The 25380-nt window shown below is 43.2% G+C and carries 30 protein-coding genes; 12 read left to right on the forward strand and 18 right to left on the reverse strand.

The window, feature by feature from the left end; genetic code table 11:
* Positions 1-837 carry a hypothetical protein gene (locus tag O9334_RS21860; protein WP_288002515.1) on the reverse strand — a complete coding sequence of 279 codons (837 nt, stop codon included), beginning with the start codon at positions 835-837 and terminating at the stop codon, positions 1-3.
* A 284-nt stretch (positions 838-1121) separates the two neighbouring features.
* Here O9334_RS21860 and O9334_RS21865 point away from each other — a divergent pair, with 284 nt between their 5' ends.
* Entirely contained in the window at positions 1122-2441 is a 1320-nt protein-coding gene (locus O9334_RS21865; RefSeq protein ID WP_288002517.1) for a type IV pilus twitching motility protein PilT, read from the forward strand.
* Between the two features lie 90 nt (positions 2442-2531).
* On the forward strand, positions 2532-3278 hold the full coding sequence (locus tag O9334_RS21870; RefSeq protein ID WP_045358369.1) for a circadian clock KaiB family protein: 747 nt from the start codon (positions 2532-2534) through the stop codon (positions 3276-3278).
* Here O9334_RS21870 and O9334_RS21875 read toward each other — a convergent pair.
* Positions 3275-3487: a hypothetical protein gene (locus O9334_RS21875; protein WP_002751038.1), complete on the reverse strand. Its 213-nt coding sequence runs from the start codon at positions 3485-3487 to the stop codon at positions 3275-3277. The two genes, O9334_RS21870 and O9334_RS21875, sit on opposite strands and share 4 nt — an antisense overlap.
* A gap of 71 nt (positions 3488-3558) precedes the next feature.
* On the opposite strand from O9334_RS21875, the gene O9334_RS21880 reads away from it, so the two are divergent.
* Positions 3559-5220, forward strand: coding sequence for a M14 family metallopeptidase (locus O9334_RS21880; RefSeq protein ID WP_190380560.1), 1662 nt, complete (start codon positions 3559-3561; stop codon positions 5218-5220).
* On the opposite strand, the gene O9334_RS21885 is transcribed toward O9334_RS21880, so the two are convergent.
* The 3 genes from O9334_RS21885 to O9334_RS21895 all read right to left on the reverse strand — a co-directional run bounded on the left by O9334_RS21885 (position 5215) and on the right by O9334_RS21895 (position 7876).
* The gene (locus O9334_RS21885) at positions 5215-5682 is read right to left on the reverse strand and encodes a retroviral-like aspartic protease family protein (protein WP_288002521.1); all 468 of its coding nucleotides are present in this window, start codon (positions 5680-5682) and stop codon (positions 5215-5217) included. The genes O9334_RS21880 and O9334_RS21885 overlap by 6 nt on opposite strands.
* A 65-nt stretch (positions 5683-5747) precedes the next feature.
* Complete coding sequence (locus O9334_RS21890; protein WP_045358372.1) at positions 5748-6740, reverse strand: pentapeptide repeat-containing protein; 993 nt, start codon at positions 6738-6740, stop codon at positions 5748-5750.
* A gap of 32 nt (positions 6741-6772) precedes the next feature.
* Positions 6773-7876 carry a hypothetical protein gene (locus tag O9334_RS21895; protein WP_045358373.1) on the reverse strand — a complete coding sequence of 368 codons (1104 nt, stop codon included), beginning with the start codon at positions 7874-7876 and terminating at the stop codon, positions 6773-6775.
* A gap of 591 nt (positions 7877-8467) precedes the next feature.
* Here O9334_RS21895 and O9334_RS21900 point away from each other — a divergent pair.
* The gene (locus tag O9334_RS21900) at positions 8468-9265 is read left to right on the forward strand and encodes a glutathione S-transferase (protein ID WP_045358374.1); all 798 of its coding nucleotides are present in this window, start codon (positions 8468-8470) and stop codon (positions 9263-9265) included.
* A gap of 188 nt (positions 9266-9453) precedes the next feature.
* Here the strand turns inward: O9334_RS21900 and nblR are convergent, their stop codons facing one another.
* Together nblR and O9334_RS21910 are read right to left on the reverse strand one after the other, a co-directional pair.
* On the reverse strand, positions 9454-10143 hold the full coding sequence (gene nblR, locus O9334_RS21905) for a response regulator transcription factor NblR (RefSeq protein WP_045358383.1): 690 nt from the start codon (positions 10141-10143) through the stop codon (positions 9454-9456).
* Between the two features lie 41 nt (positions 10144-10184).
* Entirely contained in the window at positions 10185-10694 is a 510-nt protein-coding gene (locus O9334_RS21910; RefSeq protein ID WP_045358384.1) for a hypothetical protein, read from the reverse strand.
* 198 nt (positions 10695-10892) lie between these two features.
* Here O9334_RS21910 and O9334_RS21915 point away from each other — a divergent pair, with 198 nt between their 5' ends.
* Entirely contained in the window at positions 10893-12266 is a 1374-nt protein-coding gene (locus O9334_RS21915) for an HD domain-containing phosphohydrolase (RefSeq protein WP_288002526.1), read from the forward strand.
* A gap of 221 nt (positions 12267-12487) precedes the next feature.
* Here O9334_RS21915 and hpnH read toward each other — a convergent pair whose 3' ends face one another.
* Entirely contained in the window at positions 12488-13504 is a 1017-nt protein-coding gene (hpnH, locus tag O9334_RS21920) for an adenosyl-hopene transferase HpnH (RefSeq protein WP_045358387.1), read from the reverse strand.
* A gap of 381 nt (positions 13505-13885) precedes the next feature.
* Between hpnH and O9334_RS21925 the strand changes: the two genes are divergently transcribed.
* Together O9334_RS21925 and O9334_RS21930 are read left to right on the forward strand one after the other, a co-directional pair.
* The gene (locus tag O9334_RS21925; protein ID WP_045358388.1) at positions 13886-14485 is read left to right on the forward strand and encodes a DUF1517 domain-containing protein; all 600 of its coding nucleotides are present in this window, start codon (positions 13886-13888) and stop codon (positions 14483-14485) included.
* Positions 14442-15374: a hypothetical protein gene (locus tag O9334_RS21930; protein ID WP_080754250.1), complete on the forward strand. Its 933-nt coding sequence runs from the start codon at positions 14442-14444 to the stop codon at positions 15372-15374. Before O9334_RS21925 ends, O9334_RS21930 begins: the two co-directional genes overlap by 44 nt.
* 70 nt (positions 15375-15444) lie before the next feature.
* Here the strand turns inward: O9334_RS21930 and O9334_RS21935 are convergent, their stop codons facing one another.
* The 3 genes from O9334_RS21935 to O9334_RS21945 form a co-directional block, all read right to left on the reverse strand.
* Positions 15445-15957: a phycobiliprotein lyase gene (locus O9334_RS21935; RefSeq protein ID WP_190381370.1), complete on the reverse strand. Its 513-nt coding sequence runs from the start codon at positions 15955-15957 to the stop codon at positions 15445-15447.
* Between the two features lie 61 nt (positions 15958-16018).
* Entirely contained in the window at positions 16019-16687 is a 669-nt protein-coding gene (locus O9334_RS21940; protein WP_045358393.1) for a HEAT repeat domain-containing protein, read from the reverse strand.
* 253 nt (positions 16688-16940) lie between these two features.
* The gene (locus O9334_RS21945; RefSeq protein ID WP_045358395.1) at positions 16941-17744 is read right to left on the reverse strand and encodes a creatininase family protein; all 804 of its coding nucleotides are present in this window, start codon (positions 17742-17744) and stop codon (positions 16941-16943) included.
* Positions 17745-18039: 295 nt separating this feature from the next.
* On the opposite strand from O9334_RS21945, the gene O9334_RS22975 reads away from it, so the two are divergent.
* Positions 18040-18222 carry a hypothetical protein gene (locus O9334_RS22975; RefSeq protein ID WP_072024798.1) on the forward strand — a complete coding sequence of 61 codons (183 nt, stop codon included), beginning with the start codon at positions 18040-18042 and terminating at the stop codon, positions 18220-18222.
* On the opposite strand, the gene O9334_RS21950 is transcribed toward O9334_RS22975, so the two are convergent.
* From O9334_RS21950 to O9334_RS21965, 4 genes are all read right to left on the reverse strand, one after another.
* Positions 18148-18417 (reverse strand): type II toxin-antitoxin system RelE family toxin, encoded by a 270-nt coding sequence (locus O9334_RS21950; RefSeq protein ID WP_045358397.1) that lies wholly within the window; start codon positions 18415-18417, stop codon positions 18148-18150. The genes O9334_RS22975 and O9334_RS21950 overlap by 75 nt on opposite strands.
* Positions 18414-18632 (reverse strand): hypothetical protein, encoded by a 219-nt coding sequence (locus tag O9334_RS21955; protein WP_288002533.1) that lies wholly within the window; start codon positions 18630-18632, stop codon positions 18414-18416. The genes O9334_RS21950 and O9334_RS21955 overlap by 4 nt, the downstream gene beginning before the upstream one ends.
* A gap of 93 nt (positions 18633-18725) precedes the next feature.
* A complete protein-coding gene (locus O9334_RS21960; RefSeq protein WP_043997603.1) occupies positions 18726-19094 on the reverse strand; it encodes an aspartyl protease in 369 nt (122 codons plus the stop codon).
* Positions 19091-19366 carry a hypothetical protein gene (locus O9334_RS21965; protein WP_002737737.1) on the reverse strand — a complete coding sequence of 92 codons (276 nt, stop codon included), beginning with the start codon at positions 19364-19366 and terminating at the stop codon, positions 19091-19093. The genes O9334_RS21960 and O9334_RS21965 overlap by 4 nt, the downstream gene beginning before the upstream one ends.
* 320 nt (positions 19367-19686) lie before the next feature.
* Between O9334_RS21965 and O9334_RS21970 the strand changes: the two genes are divergently transcribed.
* Complete coding sequence (locus O9334_RS21970; RefSeq protein ID WP_288002536.1) at positions 19687-19944, forward strand: hypothetical protein; 258 nt, start codon at positions 19687-19689, stop codon at positions 19942-19944.
* Between the two features lie 126 nt (positions 19945-20070).
* Here O9334_RS21970 and O9334_RS21975 read toward each other — a convergent pair whose 3' ends face one another.
* The gene (locus O9334_RS21975; RefSeq protein ID WP_045358401.1) at positions 20071-20556 is read right to left on the reverse strand and encodes a hypothetical protein; all 486 of its coding nucleotides are present in this window, start codon (positions 20554-20556) and stop codon (positions 20071-20073) included.
* A 201-nt stretch (positions 20557-20757) separates the two neighbouring features.
* Between O9334_RS21975 and O9334_RS21980 the strand changes: the two genes are divergently transcribed.
* Entirely contained in the window at positions 20758-21273 is a 516-nt protein-coding gene (locus O9334_RS21980; RefSeq protein WP_045358402.1) for a helix-turn-helix domain-containing protein, read from the forward strand.
* 478 nt (positions 21274-21751) lie between these two features.
* On the opposite strand, the gene O9334_RS21985 is transcribed toward O9334_RS21980, so the two are convergent.
* Positions 21752-23176 (reverse strand): protein adenylyltransferase SelO, encoded by a 1425-nt coding sequence (locus O9334_RS21985; RefSeq protein ID WP_502846551.1) that lies wholly within the window; start codon positions 23174-23176, stop codon positions 21752-21754.
* 82 nt (positions 23177-23258) lie between these two features.
* Here O9334_RS21985 and O9334_RS21990 point away from each other — a divergent pair, with 82 nt between their 5' ends.
* On the forward strand, positions 23259-23516 hold the full coding sequence (locus tag O9334_RS21990) for a CRR7 family NDH-1 assembly protein (protein ID WP_288002543.1): 258 nt from the start codon (positions 23259-23261) through the stop codon (positions 23514-23516).
* A 42-nt stretch (positions 23517-23558) separates the two neighbouring features.
* Positions 23559-23969 (forward strand): salt stress protein, Slr1339 family, encoded by a 411-nt coding sequence (locus tag O9334_RS21995; protein ID WP_045358404.1) that lies wholly within the window; start codon positions 23559-23561, stop codon positions 23967-23969.
* Positions 23970-23975: 6 nt separating this feature from the next.
* On the opposite strand, the gene O9334_RS22000 is transcribed toward O9334_RS21995, so the two are convergent.
* A complete protein-coding gene (locus O9334_RS22000; protein ID WP_045358405.1) occupies positions 23976-25205 on the reverse strand; it encodes a hypothetical protein in 1230 nt (409 codons plus the stop codon).
* Positions 25206-25380 lie beyond the last annotated feature (175 nt).

Below are 25380 nucleotides of genomic sequence, written 5' to 3' on the forward strand. Positions count from 1 at the left end.
TTACCGCTCAATTTTGCCAGTTTGACGAAAAACACGCCCATATTCTAATGCTTTCTCAAAAGCCTCCTCATTAGAAATTGATCCAGAAAGATTATCTAACCAGTTTTCAGACGAAGATTTTTCAGTTTCTAAATCGACAACCCCCACTAAGTCTCTTGTCCAAGGATCAAGATCGCTTAAATCATCTGTTAGGGAATGAGAGGTAGTTTCTGAGGATACATTACTAGGATTAAATCGCTCTTGAATTCTTAAAATTATTAAACTACTATAAGCTCTCAATTGGGTGACTAAATGCGATGTTTCAGTATCTTGGAAATATTCGGTTATAGTACGATTAGAAACCGATAGAGCATTTTTAGCTCCCTGGTAAATTTGCTCTAGTTCTGAATCGGCAAACATATCAATAAACACATCTATCGTTTCCGAGAGAATGTGTGAACCTTCCACCACTCTGATTAAATCGGCTTTTTCTTCACCAGTCTTTCCCTCATTGATCTGAGCAAGGCTGATAAATAATTGATTATAGGCAGTAATTTGATTAGTAAATTGGTCTATATATTGGATTAACTCCAGTGCTGAATCCTCATCTCTATACTGTTTCCATACCTGAAACCATAATTTATCAATTTGATAAAATATATCGGCTCTTGCTTGATAAGTTTTAGAGTTATCCATAACTCGATCGAGCAAAATCTTAGTTTCTTGTAGTAAATTATCCAGTATGATTCGATCAGAATCGGTTACAATTTGATCAAGTTTATCTGTAATATCTTGCAGATTTTCTAACAAAAATTGTCCTAAATTTTCCCGTTCGACTGAACTTGGCAGACTATTCATCGTATTTACCTCTCCTAAGACTGATAATCAAACAGAAATGAGTAGTCAAAATCATCAGCCCTCAACCTCCATTATAACGATTTTGGGGTCTGAAGGGGTGATTATAGTTACTATAGCCTCTGAGGGAGATAGATTGATTACTGTTCACTCTTAATTCTCTTGACTCGGAGACCAGTGACTCCTTACTCCTCAATCTAACGTCTGTCTGGAATTGAGAAATTGAGGATGATTTGATAGGATGTTAGTACAATCGGGGAATAGTAAAAGAAAAACCCCTATTTCTCATGAGTCAAAATCCCAATTCTTCCTCGCGACCACTGCAGCCGCTGCCGGTTCCCTCCATCCCGATACCTCCCTCAGAGTTAATCACGGAAATCAGCATGGGGATAACTGAAGAAATGACGCAACAAGTGGCGATACCGACCAAAGCCGTCCAGAATATGCCACAAAATAGTCAAATTACCACCCTACGTCCGCCCCAAAATCGCGCTCCCAGTCAGGCTGCTTCTCCCCAAACCCCACCCCGGCCTAGTCGCGCCTCCAATCAACCCACCCTAGAACAGTTGATCCGGATGGCCTTTGATCGGGGTTATTCGGACGTTCACCTGGGAGTTGGAGAAAAACCCCGGATGCGCGATCGTGGTGAAATGATTATTCTCAACTATCCTGAAATTGACATCAACACTTTTCATAGTTGGTTACGGGAAATCCTAGGGGAAGAAGAAATCCTTCGCTTTCAAAAAGACCTAGAATTTGACGGTGCAACTCAGTACGAATTCGCTAGGGTGCGGATTAATATCTTTGAAAGTCTGCGCGGTCCTGGGATGGTTTTGCGTCTAATTCCCATGAAAATCCTCACTATAGAACAATTGGGCTTACCGGCTGTGTTCCGGAATGTGTGCGATGTGCATAAGGGATTGATTTTAATCACCGGTCCGACGGGTTCAGGGAAATCCACCACCCTCGCAGCCATGATCGATTACATCAATAAAGAACACGCCAAACATATTATCACCATCGAAGACCCGATCGAATTTGTCCACCAAAGTCGTCGCAGTTTGATCAAACAAAGGGAAGTGGGAATACACACCCATGAGTTCGATAATGCCCTAAAAGCCTCTTTGCGGGAAGACCCAGATATTATTCTGGTGGGGGAGATGCGGGACAAATCCACCGTTAATACTGCCCTGAAAGCTGCCCAGACCGGTCACTTAGTCATGGGAACCCTGCACACCAACAGCGCCGTTAAAACCCTGGAGCGGATTTTAACTCTTTATTCCGCCGAGGAACAGGAATCCATGCGGGTGGCGATCGCAGAAGCCTTGGTTTGTATTATTTCCCAGGGTTTATGTCGTACCACCGACAGTAAACGGGCTGCTTTTCACGATATTCTCGTCAACACAGAAACCGTCAAAGATTGCATTCGCAGCGGCAAAAATGACGAAATTCTCGAATTAATGAAAGATGGCGAATACTATGGCATGATTACCACTAATCAATCTCTATTTAACCTCTATCAAGAGGGACGGATTAGCGATGATGTCGCCCTGGAAATGTCCCCGGTTCCCAATGAACTGGCGATGATGCTGCGGGGTAAAATCTAGAAAAACCCTGAAGGAAATTCTTGAGGGGTCAAGAGTTTAGTAGGCTAGAAAAATAGAAGCCCCTATTGATTCTCTACGGGAACCCCTCAAGTGACGACTTCTGCGATTGTGTTGCCCGATATTTTTAAAGGCATCGCCCTGTTTACCCCCGGGGGCGACCTGATTTACTGTATCGATCCTGATAAACAAACTCATTGGCATCTGAATCTCTGCGCTGCTCTCCAGTCCGCTTTAGGGTTGCCAGAACCACCCCATTTTTTAGTTCCTAGTTTTACTGCTACCATCGATCGCTGGCGAGATCCCTACAGTCACCGTATTCATACTAGAGCCGAAGTATATCCCCTTGTGCGTCGCTATCAGCCTTTATTAAATGCTATTTTCGCCACGGACGAGCGAGCTTGGTTTACTGTACCTTGGCAGGAACAATCCTCTAATCCCACTATCTTAGAAACCTATCGTCAGCAGTTTCCCCAACTTTGGCAATCCCACGATCTGATTCTCCGTTATCAGGAGCGCCCCGCAACGACTTCGGGGATTAGTGCTGACTCTGACTACACTAACCCTAGTCCCAAGGGTTATGTTTTGCGGTTATTTGTCTCCGGTAATAATGCCAATACTAAGCACACCCTAGAATCGATCCATCAGCTTCTAGAACGAGAATTACACCATCCCTATACTCTGAAAGTGATCGATATCTCTAAGCATCCAGAACAAGCAGAATCTAATCATGTTTCTGCTATTCCCACTTTAGTCCGGGTTTGGCCGCAACCGGTGAAACGCATCGTCGGAGAATTTGAGGATTTACCGCGAGTATTACAGATTATCGCCACCGCTTAGGGTTTAAAGACTTCTGACTCGATTCCTCGCCACCATTCGCCCAATTTCATTAAGTCTTGCTGAATATCATCCAATTCTTGGATATATTCCTGTTGGGAAAGACTGGCACGACGTTCTTGCAGTTTTTTGAGACGCAATTGCACCAACAGCCAAGGCTTAGAAATACCGTTAGTTTCTTCAATATAGCGAGCGATATCTTGACTATCCATAGTTTTTTACTGTTATTACTCCCTATTTTGTCATATTAACCCGAGATTCCTTTTTTTAGTTGCAGAAGATTATGTTTGATTTTAGCCACTATTACCCCTACCAAGAATTAGTTTCTTTCCTGAAAAACCTAGCCTCATCCTATCCTAATTTAATTAGCCTCACCTCGCTCGGTAAAAGCTATGAAAATCGAGATATCTGGTTAACTACCCTAACAAATCAAGCCACAGGCCCCTATTTAGAAAAACCTGCCTATTGGATCGATGCTAACACCCATGCGGGGGAAGTAACAGGCTCTGCCGTCGCTCTCTATACTATCTCTCATCTTTTGAGTCAATACGGTCATAATCCCCAAATTACCAGACTTCTTGACCATTACACTGTCTATATTTTGCCGCGATTAGCCGTGGATGGAGCGGAAAAATATCTCACTACTCCCTATATGTTACGATCGAGTATTCGCCCCTATCCCCACACGGATGAGAAACCGGGGCTATATCCTGAAGATATTAACGGCGATGGTTTAATCTTACAAATGCGCCAAAAAGATACCTGTGGCGCTTGGAAAATTTCCGAACAAGATCCTCGCATTATGGTGCGTCGCGAACCGGAGGAATTTGAGGGAACTTTTTACACTTTGCTCACCGAAGGTTTAATCCGCGATTACGATGGCTATAATTTTACCACTGCCCCCACCCTAGAGGGCCTAGATTTTAACCGCAATTATCCCGTTTATTGGGTTCCTGAAGGGGAACAAAAGGGGGCCGGAGATTTTCCCTTTTCGGAGCCAGAAACCCGTGCAGAAGCCGAATTTTGGGCAAATAACACCAATATTAATGGCTTCGTTACCTATCATACCTATTCAGCAGTAATGTTGCGTCCCTATAGCACCCATCCCGATGAATATTTCCCCGTGGAAGACTTAGAAATGTATAAATATATTGCTGATAAGGGAAAAGCAATGACTGGTTATGAATGCGTTTCTGTCTATCACGATTTTCGTTATCATCCCAAAGAAGTGACTAACGGTGCCATGGATGATTACGGTTACGATCATTTTGGTTGGTATGGTTTTACGGTAGAGTTATGGGATGCACCCACCCAAGCAGGGGTGAAAAAAGATGATTATATTCAATGGTTTCGCTGGCATCCTTTTGAAGATGAATTGAAATTACAGCATTGGAATGATGAGAATTTAGCGGGAAAGGGTTTTATTAATTGGCAAAGTTTTGATCACCCCCAATTGGGAGAGGTGGAAATTGGCGGTTGGGACTTTAAAAATGTCTGGCAAAATGCCCCAGAAAAGTATTTACCAGATTTATGTGAAAAACAATGTCAGTTTACTATTGCCCATGCTTTAATGTCACCTCTTTTAGCTATCTCTCGTCTTGATCTTAAGTCGGAGGGAAATGGTATTTATCATCTGGTTTTACAGTTAGAAAATCAGGGATTTTTACCCACTTATACCAGTAAAAAGGCACTGGAAAGAAAGATTGTTCGTCCCATTCAAGTCAAGTTAAATTTAGCCGATGAGGTGAGTTTAATAGTGGGAAAATTAGAGCAGGAAATAGGTCACTTAGAAGGGCGATCAAATAAAGTATATAGTAGTCTTGCTCACGGTTTAGATTATCGCTGTACGGTGGAATGGGTGATTAAGGGAGTTTCTGGTCAAGAAATCGAGGTTATTGCTATAGCTGAAAGAGCAGGGACAGTCAGACAAAAAGTGATTTTATAGAGCTATTTTGTTCGATAAAATTGTTAAATAAGTCTCGTGGGATTCCGTGGGTAAAACTCGCAATTTTTGGCTAAGAAGATCTGGTTCTAATCCCAAAGCTTCTAAAGGAATTACTCCTAATAAATTGTTTTGACCTCCGGGTAATTCCCAACATTCAAAAGTCCCTTCCCGTCCCGCAATAATCAAGGTGGCATCGCGAAAAATTCTCGCTTTTCCTATGCCTTTAGCCGTAGCCACATCTACTTCTTTTAAAAGCTGTAAACCCAAGCGGGAGATTACTTCTGGCACTAGACAAAGAGTGGTTGCCCCCGTATCCACCAAGACATTTTCTAGGGTAAGAGAGCGAATTTGTTCCGGTGCGATGATACCAGCCTCCGCACGAATTTGATCCGCGCGATTGATAACTGTAATGGTGGTGTAGATTTTGGCCATATCTTCTGCAATAACTGCTGGCTCAACCATAATACTACCCTCAATCCTACCTCTAATTATACCGGAATAATTGCCAACAAAATTGTCTAGTAACTTTAATTATTAATCCGGCCATCGGGCATAATTGCACCGCGTAAGTTAACTTCTATCAGATTAGCACTCATTAACTCGGCACGAGTTAGATTAGCATTACTTAAATCGGCATTGGTGAGATTTGCTCTAGCAAAGAAAGCATCGACTAAATACGCTTCGCTGAGATTAACTTCTGAAAGATTAGCCCTTGTTAAGTCCGCATGATTCATTCTTGCCGCTTGAAAATTAGCTCGACTAAGATTAGCTCGATCGAATTTTATTTGAGTCATAATTGCACGATGGAAATTTGCCCCCATTGCTTCCGTATCGCTCATTTTTGACCGCACTAAATTGGCTCCTGCTAGATTTGCTCCCACTAAACTCGCCCCGATTAAATTAGCATCAGTAAGTAAAGCACCTTGCAGATTAGCATTAGTTAAATCCGCTTTTCTGAGGTCAACATTGCACAAATTAGCCTCCTTTAAATTGGCTCCTACTAGATTAGCTCGCAGCAGTTCAACCCCTTTCATATTAGCCCCTTGCAGGTCGGCGTGATAGAGATTAGCCGTTTGTAATTTAGTGTTATGATTTTTCTTTTCCTGACGCATATTTGTTCTCCGCAAACAAGCGCCACTGAGGTTAGCACCACTTAAATCAGCCCCCCGTAAATCCGCCCCGATTAAGTTAGCATCAAGTAAAATACCTAGGGTTATATCGGTATCACGAAGATCAGCCCCTTGTAGCAGCGCTCCGTGTAAATTGGCACTGCGTAAATCCGCCCCATTTAAGTCAGCTTGATTGAGACTAGCACCGCTTAAATTAGCTGCCACGAGATTAGCTTGAGCCAGATTAGCCCGGTTAAGATAGGTAAAGAGAAGATTGGCCCCGTGCAAATCCGCTCCATTTAAAACAATGCCAACTAAGTCAGCACCAACTAAATTAACTCCTGATAATCTTAAGCCACTAAATTGAGTTTCTCCTGCGGCATAACGTTCAATTAGTTCGTTGGGTTTCATAGGTATAATATCCAGAGAAATTTGATTAAAAATTAAAGAATTCTTTGTAAAGCTTGCACCAGAATACCAGCGGTTTGAACGTTAGCATCCGCATCCATTTGGGTTTGAGCAATATTGTACAGTTGCCTTTCGATATCCTTGAGAGATTTCCCACTTTGGATGAGTTTTTGTAGTAAATCTTCTAGGGTATAACGTCGCAGGGTTGACCAATCTTGATCGCTCTGATCCCAGGGATGAAATAGGAGTGAGAAAATCAATATTTTGACTCGTAAAGGATTAGCATACTGGAAAATTTCTAAACGAATTTCAAAGGGGTCGTAGGCAGGAATTTGTGGGGAATTACTGGGGTTATTATCTAAGGAAACTGGCTCGGAAGAATCACAATCATTATTTAGATGAACTGTTGGAGGTTTCAAGATTTGACTTTCTGACCCATTATCCTGTTTTTTGTCATCGTTATCAGTATCGTAGAGAGGCTCTAGCTGGGCAAGAATAATATCGGCTAGGGCTAGGTATAGATCTTTTTTGTTAATATTTTCGGCAACTTGGGTGAGAGTTTGTCGCAAGCTTAAGAAATTAGGATTGTTTTGCTGGAGTTCTAAAATCATATTGGTTAAGCCATAATTATTAATCACCGCTTGATCGTTTTCCCAACGATTTTTACAGGCGGCAAACATTAATTTTTTAATTCTCGCCGTCTCTCGATGATTTTCTAGTCCAATAATCACCTGTCTTAATAAATTATCTTCCTCTTTGTTGACAGGATTATTAACGGCAGCCAAGCTGGGGTTAACTTCTGCTTCTCCTGGTAATGATTCGGTGTCTTGGTCGGCAGCAATATCACTATATAATTTACTGATTTGCTTAATAATCACTGTGGCTACGCCCGCATAAACTTTAGGACGATTTAGGGTTTTAACTGATTGATAAACAGAAAAAGTTAATTGTTCTTTATTGGGTTTGAGTTGCACTAACTCGTTCACCAAGTCTTCCATAGCCACATTGTTTAAAATATTAGGATCATTTTCCCAATATTCCTTACAGATACAAAAGATTAATTTTTTGATCCGTAATTTTTCTTGGTGACTGTCGAGATAGCGAACTACGTCATTAAAAACGTCGATGGATAATTGCATAGTAACCTCTGATCCGAGAAAGTAGCCCGCCCTCGCACGCCTCTATTATAGCGGTATGCTATTAGTCTCTTGCGAGTCAGCTTGCAGGAGTACGGCGGCTTCAGGCTCAGTCTGGTACATCTTCTAAGTGGAACGGCTTAGCCAATAAGGAGTTGTCTGTGCCAGATGACTAGAGGAATCGCCGTATATAAGTGATTCCTAGCTTGTAGTGCCTGAACATATCCTAACCTAAAAGCGTGGCAATATTGAGTTAGCGTTGCTAAATCTAGTCTATCTTCCCTAAGAATAAGCTGCCCGCGCATTTAAATTGCTTGTTAAGACGAGGCACTCTTGCACTCTTGCAAAAGGCAACCCCCCCGACGTCGGGGGGCAAGGGGGGGTGGGCTAATCTAAAAATCAGCGGTTTAAATGCGTCTTAGCTTACCTAGTCTAACTCCTAAAATTAGCAAAAGATGATTTTTTCGTCTTTCTCGTTTTTAGTACAAATGTCTGAGTAAAATCGGAGTAAAGTCTTTAAGTTTAGGCGATCGATGCCCGATAGGGTTAGAGTAATCAGGGAGACACTGATTTATCGAGAGGCCATATCATCCCATGCTAGAACTCTACCAATTTGAATTATCTGCCTATTGTGAGAAAGTCCGTCTCATCCTCGACTATAAAGGACTTGCCTATAAAAAAAGGGACGTGGTGCCAGGGGTGGGACAATGGGAATTATTCCGTCTTTCTGGACAGCGACAGGTCCCCGTCCTCAAGGATGGTGATACTTATATTGCTGACTCGACGGAGATTGCTTTTTATCTCGATCGCAAGTATCCTGAAAAACCAATTATCCCCACAGATCCCCTCCAACGGGGTCAATGTTTATTAATCGAAGAATGGGCCGATGAATCCCTGGGATTAAAAGGAAGAACCGCTTTTCTCGGCGCTTTTGCCCAAAATCAAAACTTTCGTACCGCTTTTTTACCCCAGGAAACTCCCGATTTTATGCGCTTGTTGCTGGGTTCCTTGCCGGGGGAATTAATTGATATTTTGGGGACGGGTGTAGGTCTGGGAAAAGATGCTATCAATACCGCGAAAAAGGGGCTACAACAGGATTTAGAGGCTTTGAACCTCATTTTAACCAATCGTCCCTATTTAGTCGGGGATCAGCCCACTTTAGCCGATTTAGCCGTGGCGGGATTAAGTGTACTGCTTCAGTTTCCCCAGGGTTCCTATCTCAACTTACCTAGGGAATTGCAAGGCAAGGGGATTCCGGGGTTAGCCGATAATAGCGCCTACGAGGGCTTTTTTGCTTGGCGCGACCGTCTTTATAGTCAATACCGTCAAACTATCACCCCGGATAGTTCCACCCCTCCTATCGATTCCCCCAACTCTATCCAGATTGAATAGCAGCGCTTGACTAGGGTGGTGGGGTGTGGGGTGTGGGGTGTGGGGTGTGGGGTGTGGGGTGTGGGGTGTGGGGTGTAGGGTGTGGGGTGTAGGGTGTAGGGTGTGGGGTGTAGGGTGTGGGGTGTGGGGAGATTAAATAAAAGCAATCTACTGATCACTGATTACTGATCACTGATTACTGATTACTGTTAAGATTCGCGTAAAACGTAGCCGACACCGCGCACGGTATGAATGAGGCGTTTTTGACCACCAGCCTCCATCTTCAGGCGTAAATAGCGAATATATACCTCAATAACGTTTGATTCTCCTCGAAATTCATCTCCCCAGACATTTTCGAGAATTTGATCCCTTGATAATACTTCTTTCGGGTGAATCATCAGGTAGCGCAGCAGTTCAAATTCCTTCATCGTCAACTCAATATTTTTGTTTTTATAGGAGAGACGACGACTGGCTAAATCTAATACTAAGTCACCGAAGCACAATTGTTCGGGGATAATTTCCAGAGGTTGCAGGTAAAAACGGATTAATTTGAGAAAAGATGGCGAATTATAGGGTTTGAGAAAATAATCGTCAGCCCCCGCTTCCAAACAGGCGAGACGTTCTTCTAGGGTTTCTTGAGATACTAATAAAATAATATAAACGCGACTCCCTTGGGAACGTAGACGACGACAAAAAGTCACACCCGCTTCCCCCGCCAGGAAGCGATCGAGTATAATCATCGCTGGCTGCCAACTTTGCACTTCTGGGAAAGCGATATCAATGCTAGGCACGATTAGGAGGCGATAACCTGCTTCTTTCAAGTCCGCACTGGCTAGTTTAGCGATATTCTCCTCAATTCCCACCAAGAGAATCGAAGAACTCGGAACGGATGTACTCATGAGTTGGCAGCGGTAAAGAAATAGGAAAGATAGGGAGGCGACTAGCCAATTATACTTAATTGATTCTTGCCTAACCGATTTGATAAAAAAGTTAACGCTGTGGTGCGTTGGACAAAATTACCATTGACAGACCAACCAATAACTCGATCGGGGGACGACCAGAGGCTAAGATGGTCTACAGGGGGATCTGCATAAAAATTTTCTTGACCGCTACCCAATAAACAGGAACTCCAATGGGTAAAATAATCGTGACTAAGGCGATAAATGGGAAAATTACCGATTAATGGCACTCCCCACCCGTCCAGAGCGATTAAAGCTCGAATTTTCGCCCCTTGAGCTTGCCAATAATGAGCTAAAGCGATCGCATATACCACCCCCGCACTAAACCCAATCAAGGTTAGGTCTTCTCCCGGTGAAAAAGCTTCATTTAAGCAAGAAAAAGGAGAAATAATAATATAGGGACGTAATTTGACCGATTTGCTCCCCAGATGTCCTAAAAAATCCTCGGTCAATCTAGAATCATGAAAACCCGGACAAATCACTAAGGTCATAAAATTAAGTAAAAAGCTATGAGGAGACAGTAATCAGTTATCAGTAATCAGTTATCAGTAATCAGTAATCAGTTTTTTCTCCCTGCTCCCCTACTCCGTCTCCCCACACCCCACACCCCACACCCCACACCCCATCTCCCGCACCCTACACCCTACACCCCACACCCCACACCCCACTTCCCCTAATCTTGCCACCTTATGACCGTAGAATCCAGCTTACAACAGTTAAAAAGAGCTTCATCGGGACGATTACCCAGTAGTTACGGGGTCTATTTTAAGAATACCCTGGTGGCCCTCTGTCATGCTCTTGAAGATCATATCTTGCAAACTAGCAGCCCTGGTAGTACAAATAAACCACTGGTCTTAGTCACCTTTCAACAGGGTAAATGGTATTTACAGGAGGCCGAGCGCTATTTAGATATGGCTCGCTCTTCTCGTCATATTGCGATCGCTGCCGTAGCCGATAGTGGTTTTTCTGAGCATAAAACCGGCAGTTTAGAGAATGTTTCGCTAGTGAACTTAGATAATAGCGATAGTTTGGTTAATGAGTGGAATTTAATCATTCTTTCCCCCGATTACGCCTCCATGGTACTCTGTCATGAGTTATCCCCGGAAGAATACCGGTCCGATAGTCAACCCCAAATAGACACGGAGCGAAAATTCTACGGTTTATGGACATTCGATCGCGATTTAGTCGAAAAAGCCGCTAGGATCTTAATTGAGCGTCTCCATCCCTATAATCCCAGTCTAGCGGCCGATTTAAGCAGACAACAGCAGGAAATTAGTCAAAATATTAATCCCATTCCCACGGATTTAACGGGAGTAGTCTCTCGCATTGTCACCTATCTGCAAACCAGTCAACAGCAGTTAGTCACCGTCAGCAGACAAACGCGAGAATTAAGCGACTTAGAAGGACAAGCATCCCGTTTAAATAAAAATTTAGCCGCTAATAAACTGCAAGCTTTTCTAAGAATGGCTCAAAAGGTCGATGAAAGAGATATTGATAATCCCCTTGCTTCTCTACAGGTGGCCGCTTTAGCGGAAATGTTGGGACAATTGCTCGATTTACCCACCCTGAGATTACGACGCTTACGATTAGCCGGTTTATTATACCGCATCGGTCTAGCGGAGGCTCCGATCGAAGTTTTTAGACAGCGTGCCAGTCAGTTAGAGGGAGCAAATGCGTTATTTTGGCGGGATCGATCGGTGTTAGGCGCACAATTACTCGCCACTATGCCCGAATTAGCCCCAATTCAACAGATTATTTACCATGAGTTTGAATACTGGGATGGTAGCGGGGTTCCCAACGGCTTAAAAGGGGAAGAAATCAGCCTAGAGTCGCGAATTTTAGGATTATCAGCCTATTTTCAGGAATTAACTCAACCGCGAGGCGACCGACTAGCTCTAGATTTAGGAGAGGCCCTAGAGCGCTGTCAAAATTATAGCGGGATTCGTTTCGATCCCGCTTTGGTAGAAAAATTAAGTTCGGTAATTCGTCTGTGCGAAATGGGGTGGATGCAATTACCCGATCGCCCTAGTCAAGTCCCCGCCGTCTGGTTAGAATCAGTTTAGATTAGGGTCTGCTGAAAAAGTTTTTCCTGGGGGTAGGGTGTGGGGTGTGGGGTGTGGGGTGTGGGGTTTTACCCATTTTCAGGGGGTCAATTACCTAATTTTCAGGGAAAAAGAGCCTAAATTTCCCCCCCGATCCCCCCAAGGTCTGGCACTTTTTGATGGGAAAAAAGTCTAAAATTCTTATCCAACAAGGTTTTTAGATTTATTCAGCAGACCCTAGATTAGACTCCGATTAAACTCTGCATGGCACGTCCCATATTAGCCGGTTTAAAAGCTGCCATGGCCGCGGTCGGTTCATAGCCGCAATGTACCATACAATCGGCACATTGAGGATTGCCACTGGCCCGACCGTAGTTATCCCAATTGGTTTCTTCTAAAAGTTCCCGAAAGCTTTTGTAATGACCTTCGTTAAGCAGATAACAGGGTTTTTGCCATCCTAAAAGACTATAGCTAGGACTACCCCAAGGGGTGCATTCATAGTCCTGTTCACCGATGAGAAAATCGAGAAAGAGAGGATTATGGTTAAAATTCCACTTTTTCTGCCCTGATTTCCAGGGTGAGAGAATTTCTCGGAATAAAGCTCTAGTTTGCTCCCGTTTCAAGAAACTATCTTGATCTGGGGCCCACTCATAACTGTAGCCGGGGGAAATCATCATGCCATCGATGCCCAAAGTAGCGAGAAAATCGAAAAATTCCTGCATTTCTCGCGGCTCTGTGCCTTCAAAAACCGTGGTATTAGTAGTAACCCGAAAACCTCTCGCTTTCGCCGCTTTAATCCCTTGTACTGCCTTATCGAATACTCCCTCTCGATCCACACAGCGATCGTGATGTGCTTTGAGACCGTCCAGATGGACACTAAAGGTAAGATAGGGTGAAGGAGTAAATTTATCTAGGCTTTTCTCCAATAACAGGGCATTGGTGCAGAGATAGACGAATTTTTTTCTGTCCACTAACCCCTTGACAATTTCATCGATTTGTGGGTGTAAAAGCGGCTCGCCCCCGGGGATGGAAACCACGGGAACCCCGCATTCTTCCACCGCTGCGAAACATTCTGCTGGGGTAAGATGATTGCGGAGGATTTCCGGGGGATGTTGAATCTTACCGCAGCCAGTACAGGCTAAATTACAGCGAAATAGGGGTTCTAGCATTAAAACTAAGGGAAAACGCTTTTTTCCTGCTAGACGCTGTTTCAAGATATAGGAAGCAACCACTAAAGCTTGTTGCAGTTGGACAGCCATTTGCTCACACCAAAAGGATTCTAAGTAATTATAGACTGTTAACAGGACATCAAGGCATAGAACCCTAGAAAATGGCAAAATAAATAAAAGCTGAGGGCTTTTTTGGCTGTTTACTTGATTATCATCTTGATCTAGCTGATGGCTTCAAGACTAATGACTTGAAAGAGGCAGGAGGCAGGAGGCAGAAGGCAGGAGGCAGGAGGGAAAAGTACCACTTTCAGGCTTGGCGGTGTAACTTGTTGCATCGGGACTGACTTGAAAGTGGGAAGTGGGAAGTGGGAAGTGGGAAGTGGGAAGAATAAATAAAAAAAAAGTCTCCTGACTCCTATCTCCTGACTCCTAACCTTAACGACAATTTTTGATTTTTACCAGAGGTCTATTATGGGTTCTTTAGGCGATCGCTTTAAGAAATTTGCGGGTAAAACTCGCTATGTGGTCTGTCGCTTATTTTTGCATCTCTACGGCCAAGAAGTCGCACCCCTGATCGGTATTCTTAATCGTGCCGGCCGGGAGGCGATCGATTCCGAAGGCGATTTAGAGGTCATGGGAGAGGGTTTAGTAGAAATTTGTCAAAATCTGCTGCAGATGAACCTCTATTGGTTTTCTGTGGCTAATGAGGGCGATGTTTTTTGGCATGAGGGGGAAGCGGGAGACTACGTTAACGAACTGTTTACCGATTCTGCAGCCAGATACCTAAGTGAATCGGTGTCTCCAGAAGTGGGGGAAAAGGAACCCTTAACTTTACCCGTCACCGATAACTTAGTTGTTATGATCACAATAGCATTCGAGGGTGAGAGTGCTGCTTTAGAAACTAGCCTAGCCGATCGAGAGGCCCTGGAAGATGGTTTAAAATCAATAATTAACCTTCACTACCAAGGTCGGCTGCGTGCGATTCAGGTACATTTTTCTCCTGCTCAATTGGGAGATGAATTGACCAATGAGCAACTATTACTCAATTTCCCCGAATTGCTGCCTTTATAGTCTTAATTTTGCCCTTATGCTGCGCCAAGTAACGACAATCCTTTTAATTCTTACCCTTTGTTGCACAACGGTGGCCTGTGGTTCGTCGTCAAATCAAACTCAGTCACCGTCAGCTAATAACAGTAGTGTAAGACGAGAATCCAATCAGGTTAGTAGCGGTCGCTACGAGGTGCAACAAGCTACCTACGATGATGGAGATGGCACTTATACCCTAATGCTGTTAAACACCCCTGGGGGTACTTCTCCCCTCTTTCGCACCACTAACCTGCAAATGGCTAGATTAAGCGATGAAGCTATCGCTAAAGGGGAAAAAACCGCGGTGGAAATCAACGGTGATCAGGCTACCCTGTACATGACCGAAGATTTTAAAATCGAGTATGTCCATAATGTCACGGAAGTGCGGAACAATCCCCAAACCGGACAACAGGAAACCGTGGTGATTCGGCAAGAATCGAGTTTTTGGAGTCCTTTTCTCGGTGCTGTTGCCGGTCAAGCTTTGGGTAGTTTGCTCTTTCGTCCTCAATACTACGTTCCTCCCCTCTATACTCCGGGGGGTGTGATGACCGGTTTTGGTGGTTACGGTTCCACTTATAATCAGGCAGTAGATCAATACCAAAGTAAACATAATAGTCCACCTCCGGCGGTCAAAAACCAGCAAACTCTCCGTTCTACCGGCAATTTACGTCGTTATCCTAGCAATACTCCCTCTAGTCCCAATCGCAGCACCACCACCACCACAAAACCCAGTGGTTCCGGTTATGGTTCCAGTACCCTGAAGAATTCGGGTAAATCTGATAATGTCAAACGTTCTCCTAGTTTCGGTTCCTCTGGTTCCCGTCGTACCCCTAGTCGCAGTGGTTTCGGCAGCAGCAGACGCGGCCGACGTTAGGAGGATTTGACTGGAGTGGTGGAAGATTAATCCTGTCTTCCCCACCTCAGAGATTGGGGATGGCAGCTACTTAAGAAGCAACCATTTTGCGAATTTCCGAATAGAAAACCGTTTGGCGATCGCCATTGGGCGACTGGATAATACTGGTACGCAATCTCAGATTAGGACTAGCAAACCAGATTCTTTCCTCGATACGATGGTGATTATGCTCGATGGTTAAAGTCAAAGCTTGATCGCTTCTGAGATGATATTCTCCCAGCGCTGCCGATTTACCGTCCGCTGTGATTAATTTTCCTTGCCAAGAATTTTCTGAGGGTAGCCAAACTAAATAGCTAGAACCGATTTTTTTCGGTTGTCCATAGTCCACGGAATTATCCCAAGTTGCTTTCCATCCCCCTAGACTGGTGTGGGACTGACAGTTATTTACTAAACATAATTGCACCACATCGGCAGCATCGGCAGCCAGCAAATCGATGGTGATTTCTGCTTTATTATTGGCAACTTTTTGGGCAGCTAATTGATAACTGGTGCGCTGAGAAAACCATTTACCCGCACAGAGATTAATAAATTCTTGAATGTCCATGAATGGCTGTAGGCAAAGATTGATCGCTCTGGAAGAATAGATTATTTATTCTATCCTATCCCTAGACCTTGGCCAATTTTTGCAAGGATAAACGGGCTGCTTCGCGCACTTGCGGGTGTTCGTCTTTGACCAAAAATTTTAAGGCTGCGATCGTTTTTTCCGCCGGAAGGTGGCCCAAAGCTTCCGCTAATCGCTGCCGGATTAACCAGTCATCGGAGTTAACAAAGGTTAAAAGCTTCTCGACGGTTTCCACTGCTTTGATTTCGCCAAGGGCAGCAATAGCGGCCTGTTGAATAACCGCTTCGTTACTATCGAGGGCCGATAATAACACCTGTTTAGCCCGAATATCGCGCAAATTGCCCAAAGCGACGGCGGCACTAAAGCGGACTAACCATTGCGTGTCTTCGTAAAAAGCCCGTTGTAGGGGTTCAAAAGCGCGAATATCTTCTAAATAACCTAAGGCCCCCGCTGCATCGGCGCGAATGCCATAATCGGCATCATTGGCTAACAAATCCACCAGAATAGGAAAGCATTCCTCGGTTTGTTTGACTCCCAAAGCAAAGACAGCCATCGATCGCACCGGCAGCATTTCATCATAAAGGACTTTTTTGATCAAGGGTACAGCCTCTTCTGGGGCCACTTCTCGCAGGGATGCCAAGGCCAGCAGACGATCTTTGGAGTTGCTGCTTTCTAACTGGAGGGCAATGGCTTCTATATCAGGCTTACTCATTTTTGTCAATCACTTGTAATATTTCTTTAATTCTAACGCAATTGTTTCTAAGTCAGCAGCCTTAGTGGACTGAAACAGCTAATTTCTGTGTGTTACAGTGTTTCTCATAAAGATGAAGTGTAACCTAATTTGGTATCGAAGACCGACTCCCGAAAACGAAAACTTCGTACCTGATCATTAAGATAACTGCTATCAACAGGTTCGGGATATTGCTTGAGAAAAATTAATTTTTGGTGTCGGAATGTTCAATTTGCTATAACTTCGGTTGACGGAATTGATAAACATCAGAGATCGCCTGTACCCAACCATTAGCAACGGATTCTAATAATCGATCGCCTTTTGCTTTACTTGCATTAGTAGCATCTCCCATCACTCCACTTTTAGTCAACTCCTTAGTTAACCAAGCAAAGGGTAATTTTCCTTCCATAGTTAACAAACTATTTTCTGGCAAACCTTGGGGATATTCTCGGACGGCCCGCTCAATTTTTACCTGTTCTGGCAGTAATGATAACATAATGCTAGTTTCCACATCTCCTGCATGAATACCGTATTCTAATTCATATTCCGAGAATAATTCAGCCGCATTGTGGGGAACTCGCCAAGTGAAAAAAGGAAATACTAAAAAATCGGGATATTGTTGATGAATATCCCTAGCGGCAATTTCCATAACTTGGGGTTGTCCGCCGTGGGAGTTCATTAATACTAACTTGCGAAAACCCGAACGATAGAGACTTTCAGCTATCTCTTGAATGAGGGTTAATAAGGTGGCTGCCGAGAGGGTAATAGTGCCGGGGAAAGACCAATGTTCGTTAGATTTTCCGTAGTAGAGACAGGGTAAAGCAAAGGCAGGAATATTATCATCTAACTTCTCGAAAGCTTTGCCTAAAACCCCTAAACTAATGGCAGCATCCACGGCAATAGGTAGATGGGGTCCGTGTTGTTCGATCGCACCGATGGGTTGAATAATTACCACATTTTCCTGATCTGGCATTGAATCTATATCGGTCCAAGTAAGATAGGGAAAATAACGATGAGGGGGAATAAAACCGTGCATCATAATTTTATTAGGGATTAGGGTTAGGGGAAAAATAACGGTTTATTTGGTAATTTTATCACTAATTCTTGGCAAGGTTGCCAATCATCTTTATCGGTCATGGCTTGCCAAACCGAATCCATCTAGCAAGAAAACCTGTTTCATTAATTATAATAGGCAATATCGTCGGGGAAAAACACCAGGGGTGACTTGTTTTTTTGCCCTTGTTACTGAGCATCTTTAAGCCTTTTCTTTAAGTATTATTGTTAATGTAGCTTATTAAGATCAGCGACCGCACTTAAACTCACAGCCTCAATCAATGTGCATGGTACGTTCCCAAAAATCGAGCGGTGGAGCAGTAGGAGTCAGATTAGGGAACGCACCCTACAGCGATGGCGTACTGCTACGCAGTGCCTTCGGCATCGCACTACAATTGCTCCAGCAGCATATCGTACTCTGCATGGGAACCAACCCAGAACCAAATCACCGTATCATCCTCTAATTGACCGACAGCACGATAATCCCTATTGATGCGTGCAGAATAGATGGGCAGCTGTGGATGGACTTTCTTGAATCGCAAGCTGGGATAGCTTGGGTCTTCTTTGAATTGCCGATACGCTTTACGGGTCTGCTCTTGAATCGGTTTTGGAAGATCTGCAAACATCTCCCGAAAACCAGCAGTGGTACAAGACTTCACAACGTTTCTGGGTCTAATTCTTGAGTCTTACCCGATCGATGTTCTGCCATTGCTTCGGCTGCTAGTTTAGCCAGCAAGTTTGGTGAGCGAGCAAAGGAGTCATGCCATCGCTGCTCTTCTTCGAGTTCTGCCAAAATTAGGGTTGCGATCGCGTCCTGTTGAGCGGTTGACAAGGTTTGTAATTGGGCGATCGCCTGCTTAAGTCGTTCAGTCATAGACAACATCTAACGTATCGGGCTTAATATATTCTAGCTTCCACGTTGCTGAAACAATGACGTACTGCTACTCAGTGCCTTCAGCATCGTACTCTACTTCAACGCTTCGATCGTAACTAAACCACCCTCAATTGCCTGAATTCGCAAATCGTATCCTCGTAATAGCTGCATCCCAATCAACGGAACCGTCTCTGATTCGTTGATGTAAATCTCACGATATTGCCCGTCCCAGATCACAAGCCCGATGTAAACTTCAAACGTGCAGAAAGTCCCATCGCCTAACGTCGCAAGATCTCGACCCTCCCAAATAAACCCTAACCTAGCAATTATGTCAGACGGCAAGGTGAGAAAACCTGAAAATCCTGTATCAATTACAGCATCTACTATCTGCGTTGTTTCATTGTTTCTGACTGCGATCGCTAACGTCGCCTCACACCGTTGATTTACACGACCTTGCATCATGGCTTTGTTCTCAGGCTCCTTGCGCCAAAGTGATCAACGGCTGAATGCCCAATGCGAACAAACCATGTCTGAGTATCAGGCACTCGTGCAGAAAGTTGCTTCGCTGCGCTTACCAAATCATCCGCTACTTCAAAAGCCCCTGTTTCAATGTCGATCGCCACAATTCTCCCCTGATTTCCCTCCTCGACTTGGGGACGTACCTGAGATTGATAAATCTCATTGCCACGTCGAGCAAATTCTTCTTTACTGTAGCGGGGTTGTCGAACTGTCATTGAAGCGACCCTGGGGCGACTTTTGCCCCTCTATTTTAACCAAACATTGGGAATCTTCGCTAACATTCCTCAACTGGTCCGACCAGAGCGGCATCGCACCTAAACTCACAGTTTCAATCAATGTGCATGGTGCGTTCCCCAAAATCGATCGGTGGAGCAGTAGGAGTCAGATTAGGGAACGCACCCTACAAGATCGGCGATCGCACTTGCATTAGCAATTATTGTAGGTTGGGTTGACGCAAGGAAACCCAACAAAGAGTAACCTTTGGGGTGGTTGGGTTTCGCTTTTTCAAGCGAGTTGAGCTATTTTCGACCCAGTATTGTTTCGCTCAACCCAACCTACGAGGCGAGGCGATCGCACTAACTTAAATCAAACAGTTAAAGCTTGGTCTAATCTGGCAAATAATATTTTTGTTCCTCACAATGAAATAGAATATCAAAAATTGGTCGCTATTCTTGACGAATTAATTGATATTGTAGGAGAAGACGAATCTCATCCATTAGCTTCATTAATGGAAGTAATAGGAGTATTAATTGAAAATTATGAGGATCAATACGTTACCGAAATATCTCTTTAAGAAAATAGATATAGTCATTTCATATAAATCTGATACACTCTAGATCGGTGAAACCATTATGATCTCTGGCATTGATATTATCAATCTTAATTGAAATTACTATATTTAGCGATTGCACTATTTTATCTATCGACAGAGTAATGCTATGTCAATAACGCCATAGCCATCTTGCTCATAAATAATTGCTCCATAAATACTTTGGGAACCAGGACACACAATTGGAACTTTTCGATCTGCATTATAATTATTAGCTATTTGTCCACCAGTATCTTGATCATAAATTAATTGAAGATCAATTACCCCGTAATTATATTGTTCATGAACTATAAAACCTGAGAGAAACCTACCGCCACTTGCAGAGTAAGTTCGATTACCATTTCGATTGCCAGTAGCCCATCCTGTAGATTGACCACCAGAACAACCAAATTTAATATCAATTATTCCATAATTATCTTGTTCATTAAGCGTAACAAGATTAACTATAGAATTATCTGGACATTTTATTGCAAGTACTCTACCTACATCATTATTTCCAAGAGCCTGTCCAGTCGTGTCACTTAGAGAGTATTTGCCGAATGACAAGAAAAAGACAAGATTTACAACAACAGTCACTGTGCATTTTATCAAAGTTAGTCGTTTCATACTGGTTTCGAGACTAATTTCAAGAGAGCGATCTTATTTTATCTTAGTGTACTGGTTGATGTGTAAAATAATTAGTCAGAAAAAGACGGGACTTTTCTAAATAATCTTTACAAAAGAATACTTTTAGCGGATAATGGCGGATAAAGACTTACATCCAACAGTTAAATAAGTATGAATACTCAAGAATTGACTAGCTACCTAGATGAATTGCTATTCTCGAAAACGGGTGAGCATCTAGATAGTTTGCAACGGTCGATTATTAGGGGAGTTTTAAATGGAAAAAAATACGCTGATATTGCCAAAGAATATAATTGTAGTGCTGGTCATGCTAAGGATGAAGCTTATCAACTTTGGCAACTTCTTTCTGATACTTTAGGAGAAGATATTAATAAGTATAATTTTTGCGCTACAGTTCAAAGAGTATTCGGTAAAAATAACTATGGTATTGTTGTTAATAGTAGCCAAGTTGACAAACTTAATTTTTGTCCCAGTTCTCCTTCTAACCTAGAAGAAAACGATGATATTATTCCCGATGATCAAATTATGGCTAATGCTATCGAAAAGAAAACTAAAAGGGAAACTATCCCTCGCTTAGTCAAACTAGGATTAACTCCCGAACAAATTGCTGAAGCATTAGATTTGTTAGTACCAGAAGTAAAAAAAATTATCGCCAGTCAATCGGAATAATCAATAATGAATAATGGGGAGCATCTCATTTATGCAAGTGAGTAATTATACTTATCCCTAAAACTGGTTTCTAGCAAGGCTTTCAAAATAGCTTGACATAAAAACCTGATTTAGGGGTTACAAAGGTGAGATGCTCCTGATTAGGGTACTGCAAACAACCTCCTTTAAGGAGACTGATCACAGAATCCTTCTAGAGTTCTATCAAAGATTCTTATATCTGACGGCACTTTGTCACAAAATTTTACTATTATTTTGACACTCTTAATGGTTAGAAGGGAAACATTGATCGCCAAGTCTGGTCAATTTTTGTCCAACGCATTTCAGGAAATGACCTGAATAAGTAGCTAGAGATAATTAATTACACATATTTAACTACCTCTTGCCTCTTGCCTCTTGCCTCTTGCCCCTTGCCCCTTGCCTCTTGCCTCTTGCCTCTCCTAACCAAGAAATTAATTTTGCACCACTACTTATTACTTAATTACTGTTTATTCTGTAATTTTATCACTAATTCTTGGAAAGGTTGCCAATCATCTTTATAGGTAATGGCTTCCCAAACTGATTCGATTAGCGGTCTAAGTAAAGCGGTTTTAGGATTATAATGCTTTAAGGTATCGCCAATTTGAGCCAAAGAATCTGAGGGTAATTGATTTAAGACCAAACTATATAACTCTCGCCAACGTTGCCAATCAGCTTTTGGTAAATCCATATTTTCAAGAATTAGAGAACTATTTTCTCGCCAACCGTAATTAAATTGTTCACTTAATTGATAGAAAAAGTCGTGATAACCCAGGCCAGTTTCTTGGAGAACTTCCACGGTTTTGCTGACCAGTAAAGCGGATTCGGGAGTAAAAATATCCTCAAAACCTAACTTTTTGAGCATCATTTTTTGATAATAAAAATTGTAATGCTGGTCATAGTTAGCCAAAGCCAGATCTAACTCTAACAAGGAGGCGACCATGGCCAGGGGAGATTGTAGTAACTCTAGATTTAAGCGACAGATAAAAGGCTGATTGCCATAACTATAACGGCCGCCGTAGTCGAAATAGGCCGCCGTAAATTGGGGGTTATAGGAAGGAATAAAAGCGTAGGGACCATAATCGAAACTTTCCCCGGTAATTGACATATTATCGGTATTGAGAACCCCATGACAAAAACCTGCGGCCATCCATTGGGCCGCTAATTTAGCGGTTCTTTCGCTCAAAGTGGCGTAAAATTTTAAATAGCGATCGCTATCCTGGGGATCGATTTCAGGATAATAATAAATAATCAGATGATCGAGGAGTCTTTTAATTAAATCGCTACGTTTAATATGAAATAAACGCTCAAAAGTCCCAAAACGAATATGAGAATTACTAACTCGAATCATCACCGAAGATCGCGTCGGGGAAGGTTCATCGCCACGCCAGAGGGATTCTCCCGTTTCCACCAAACTGAGACAACGAGAGGTATTCACCCCTAAACCGCGTAAAGCTTCCCCAGCTAAGACTTCTCTAACTCCACCCTTGAGAGTTAATCTACCGTCCGCATGACGGGAATAGGGGGTCCGTCCCGATCCTTTCGTACCAAAATCGTATAATTTGCCATCAATACCCCTAACTTGACCGTAGAGAAAACCGCGACCATCTCCCAAAAAAGGATTATACTCGCCAAATTGATAACCGTGGTAACGCAGGGCTAAAAAAGGTGTCAGGGATTGAAATTTAGCAAAAGCCTCGATAAAATGCTCATCTAAGGTTAATTCTGGCTGGATTCCCACCAAAGGTAATAAAGCATCATTGCGAAAACGAAGGATATGACCGGGAAAATCCGCGGCCGCAACTTGATCGTAGTATTGGTCCCCCAAGTCCTGCATGGCGCTTTCGTAAGGGAGACTGAGAAAGGGATTGGTGAGATGGTCTGTCATAGTGGTGGTGTCGATCGAGCGTTGAGGCGATAAAGTGATAAAGATAGCCAAAAAATTTTCCTACTGAGACTATCAAACAGCGATGCCCGATTCTATTATGTATCAAGGGGACTATTTTCTTGTCCTTGAGGCCGATCAATCTGAACAATTCCAGACTCCCGACCAGTTGCAGGATAAGTTAAAAGATTTAATCACCGCAAAACCGGAGATTTGTCCCCGACAATTGGCAAAATTCTCTAGTTTTGAGGAAAAAGCTCTCTATCTGCGCGATAATTACTGCGAGTTAGACCTGGGTGAGGAGGGTTATTTACAATGGTATGTGGTCCGTTTGGAAAAATAAGGGAACCCGCTTTTTAACTTTTTACTTTCTAACTTGATCATTATGGGAGAAATAGAAGATTTACTGGCACAAATGAAGGCAGAATACCAGAAACGGGATCAGGAAAAACCGATGCCGTCCCCTTCTTCTCGCCAAGAAAAAGATCGTTCCCCGGCCGAATTTAAGGTTAATTATACCGGCGATTCTTCTACCGATGCGCTTTTAAAAGCTTTAGCCTTAGAAAACCAAGAAAGGCAACAACAGGAGGCAGCGGAAAAAGAAAAAGCGGCGGCATTAAAACAGCAGCGCAAGCGAGAAGCTTTAACTAAAAAAGCGAAGCAATGGTTAGATAAATTGGATGCTAAATCGGAGGAAGGACGCTGGTTTGAGGAGTTTTCATATAGCTACGATTCTCCTTTAGAAGCAGCGATCGCCTATCTAGAAGCTTTGGGAGAAGTGGACAGTTCTAACTGATAAGGTCTAATTTAAAGTTGTGGGTAAATTGGCCGCATCAAAAACTCGATTATGCCACCAAATATTATCACCGGCTAGAATATTTGTGCCGTAACGGGGAACGATACCATAAACAGTGCTGGGGTCATAACCCAAAGCTTCACTGATGAGATTGTAGAGACGTTGTAGATCAAAACCCCGGGGGTCACAATGGGGGTATTTTCCTTGATTAATCAGAAAACTATCCACGGCAAAATGGCTGACAATTTGCGGTAATTGTCCCGTTTGTAAGGCTGCGAGGAGATAATATTTCGCCGTTTGTTGGTATTGAAAATCGCTGTAACCGGGGAGGGGTTGCAAGCGTCCTTTGGTCAAACAGTGGGATCCCGGTGCTTGTACCAGTTCAATGTTAACGCTGGAGATAACCCGACGATTTCTTTCGGCAAAAATTGGTCGCAAGCGATCGCAATTAGGGTGAGATAGCTGCTGACAAATCGCTTCTGTTGCCCATAATGCGGTGCTTTTTGCTCCATCAAAGTAATTTGTGGGATATTCTTTGACTAAACGCCTAAAAACGGCTTCTGAAGGCGTATTTAACCAAATTCTCGCCCTTTTTTCTAACTCAGTGGCCGATCGCGTACTCAAAGGAACACCCGCTAAAGCAAGTGCAAAACCCTTGACGCGGATAGTTTCTGGGGTAAGTTGCCACAGTTGACGCACTAATTGATCTCTGGTGTCTGCGGGCAGCATTTCGGCCGCTTGTTCATAAAAAGTGGCAGTGGGACGGTGACGTTCAAAAAAAGGCCGGGCGATCGAGTCTAAAATATTTCTATCCCTGGAATTCGGTTTGCGGGGAATGTAAACATTGGGACCCAATTTCATCGGACCGCGAGCATATTTTTTCTGTTCTTCGATGTTACCCGCAGTCATACTCCAAGCTGTATCGTGGAGAATAAACAAGGGAGTGCGATCGAGGGTTAATTCGGTTTCTGGCGGGGCAATTTGCAAAAATTCGGCGATTTTCTGCTTTTCTAACTCATCTAGACTCTTACCGGCTAAATTCTCCCCCACAGTGGAGGGATTAAAAATATTTATGGTGGCAGTGGAGAGACTAGAGCTATTCAGTTTTAAAATCAGTAGGGACAAGACCAAGCTAATCACCAAAGAAGTCACTCCCCATCGCCATTGTTCCGGGGGAAAGATAGAATATCTGGGGGGAGAAAATTGTCTTGATTTTTGCCGTCTTTGTCGATTCATCGGACCTTTTTAACGCGCTTTCCACCCATTGTATTCACTTTCTCGAAAAAGGGAATTAATACTAAATCCGTTGAGTATATGCTACCTATCAGGATAGGCAATAGGCACTCTTGCAATAGGCAGCTTTATTCTCCCCACACCCCACACCCCACACCCCACACCCCACTTCCCCACA

It is taken from the genome of Microcystis sp. LE19-8.1F (genome assembly GCF_027531715.1).
Classification (GTDB): Bacteria; Cyanobacteriota; Cyanobacteriia; order Cyanobacteriales; family Microcystaceae; genus Microcystis; species Microcystis wesenbergii_A.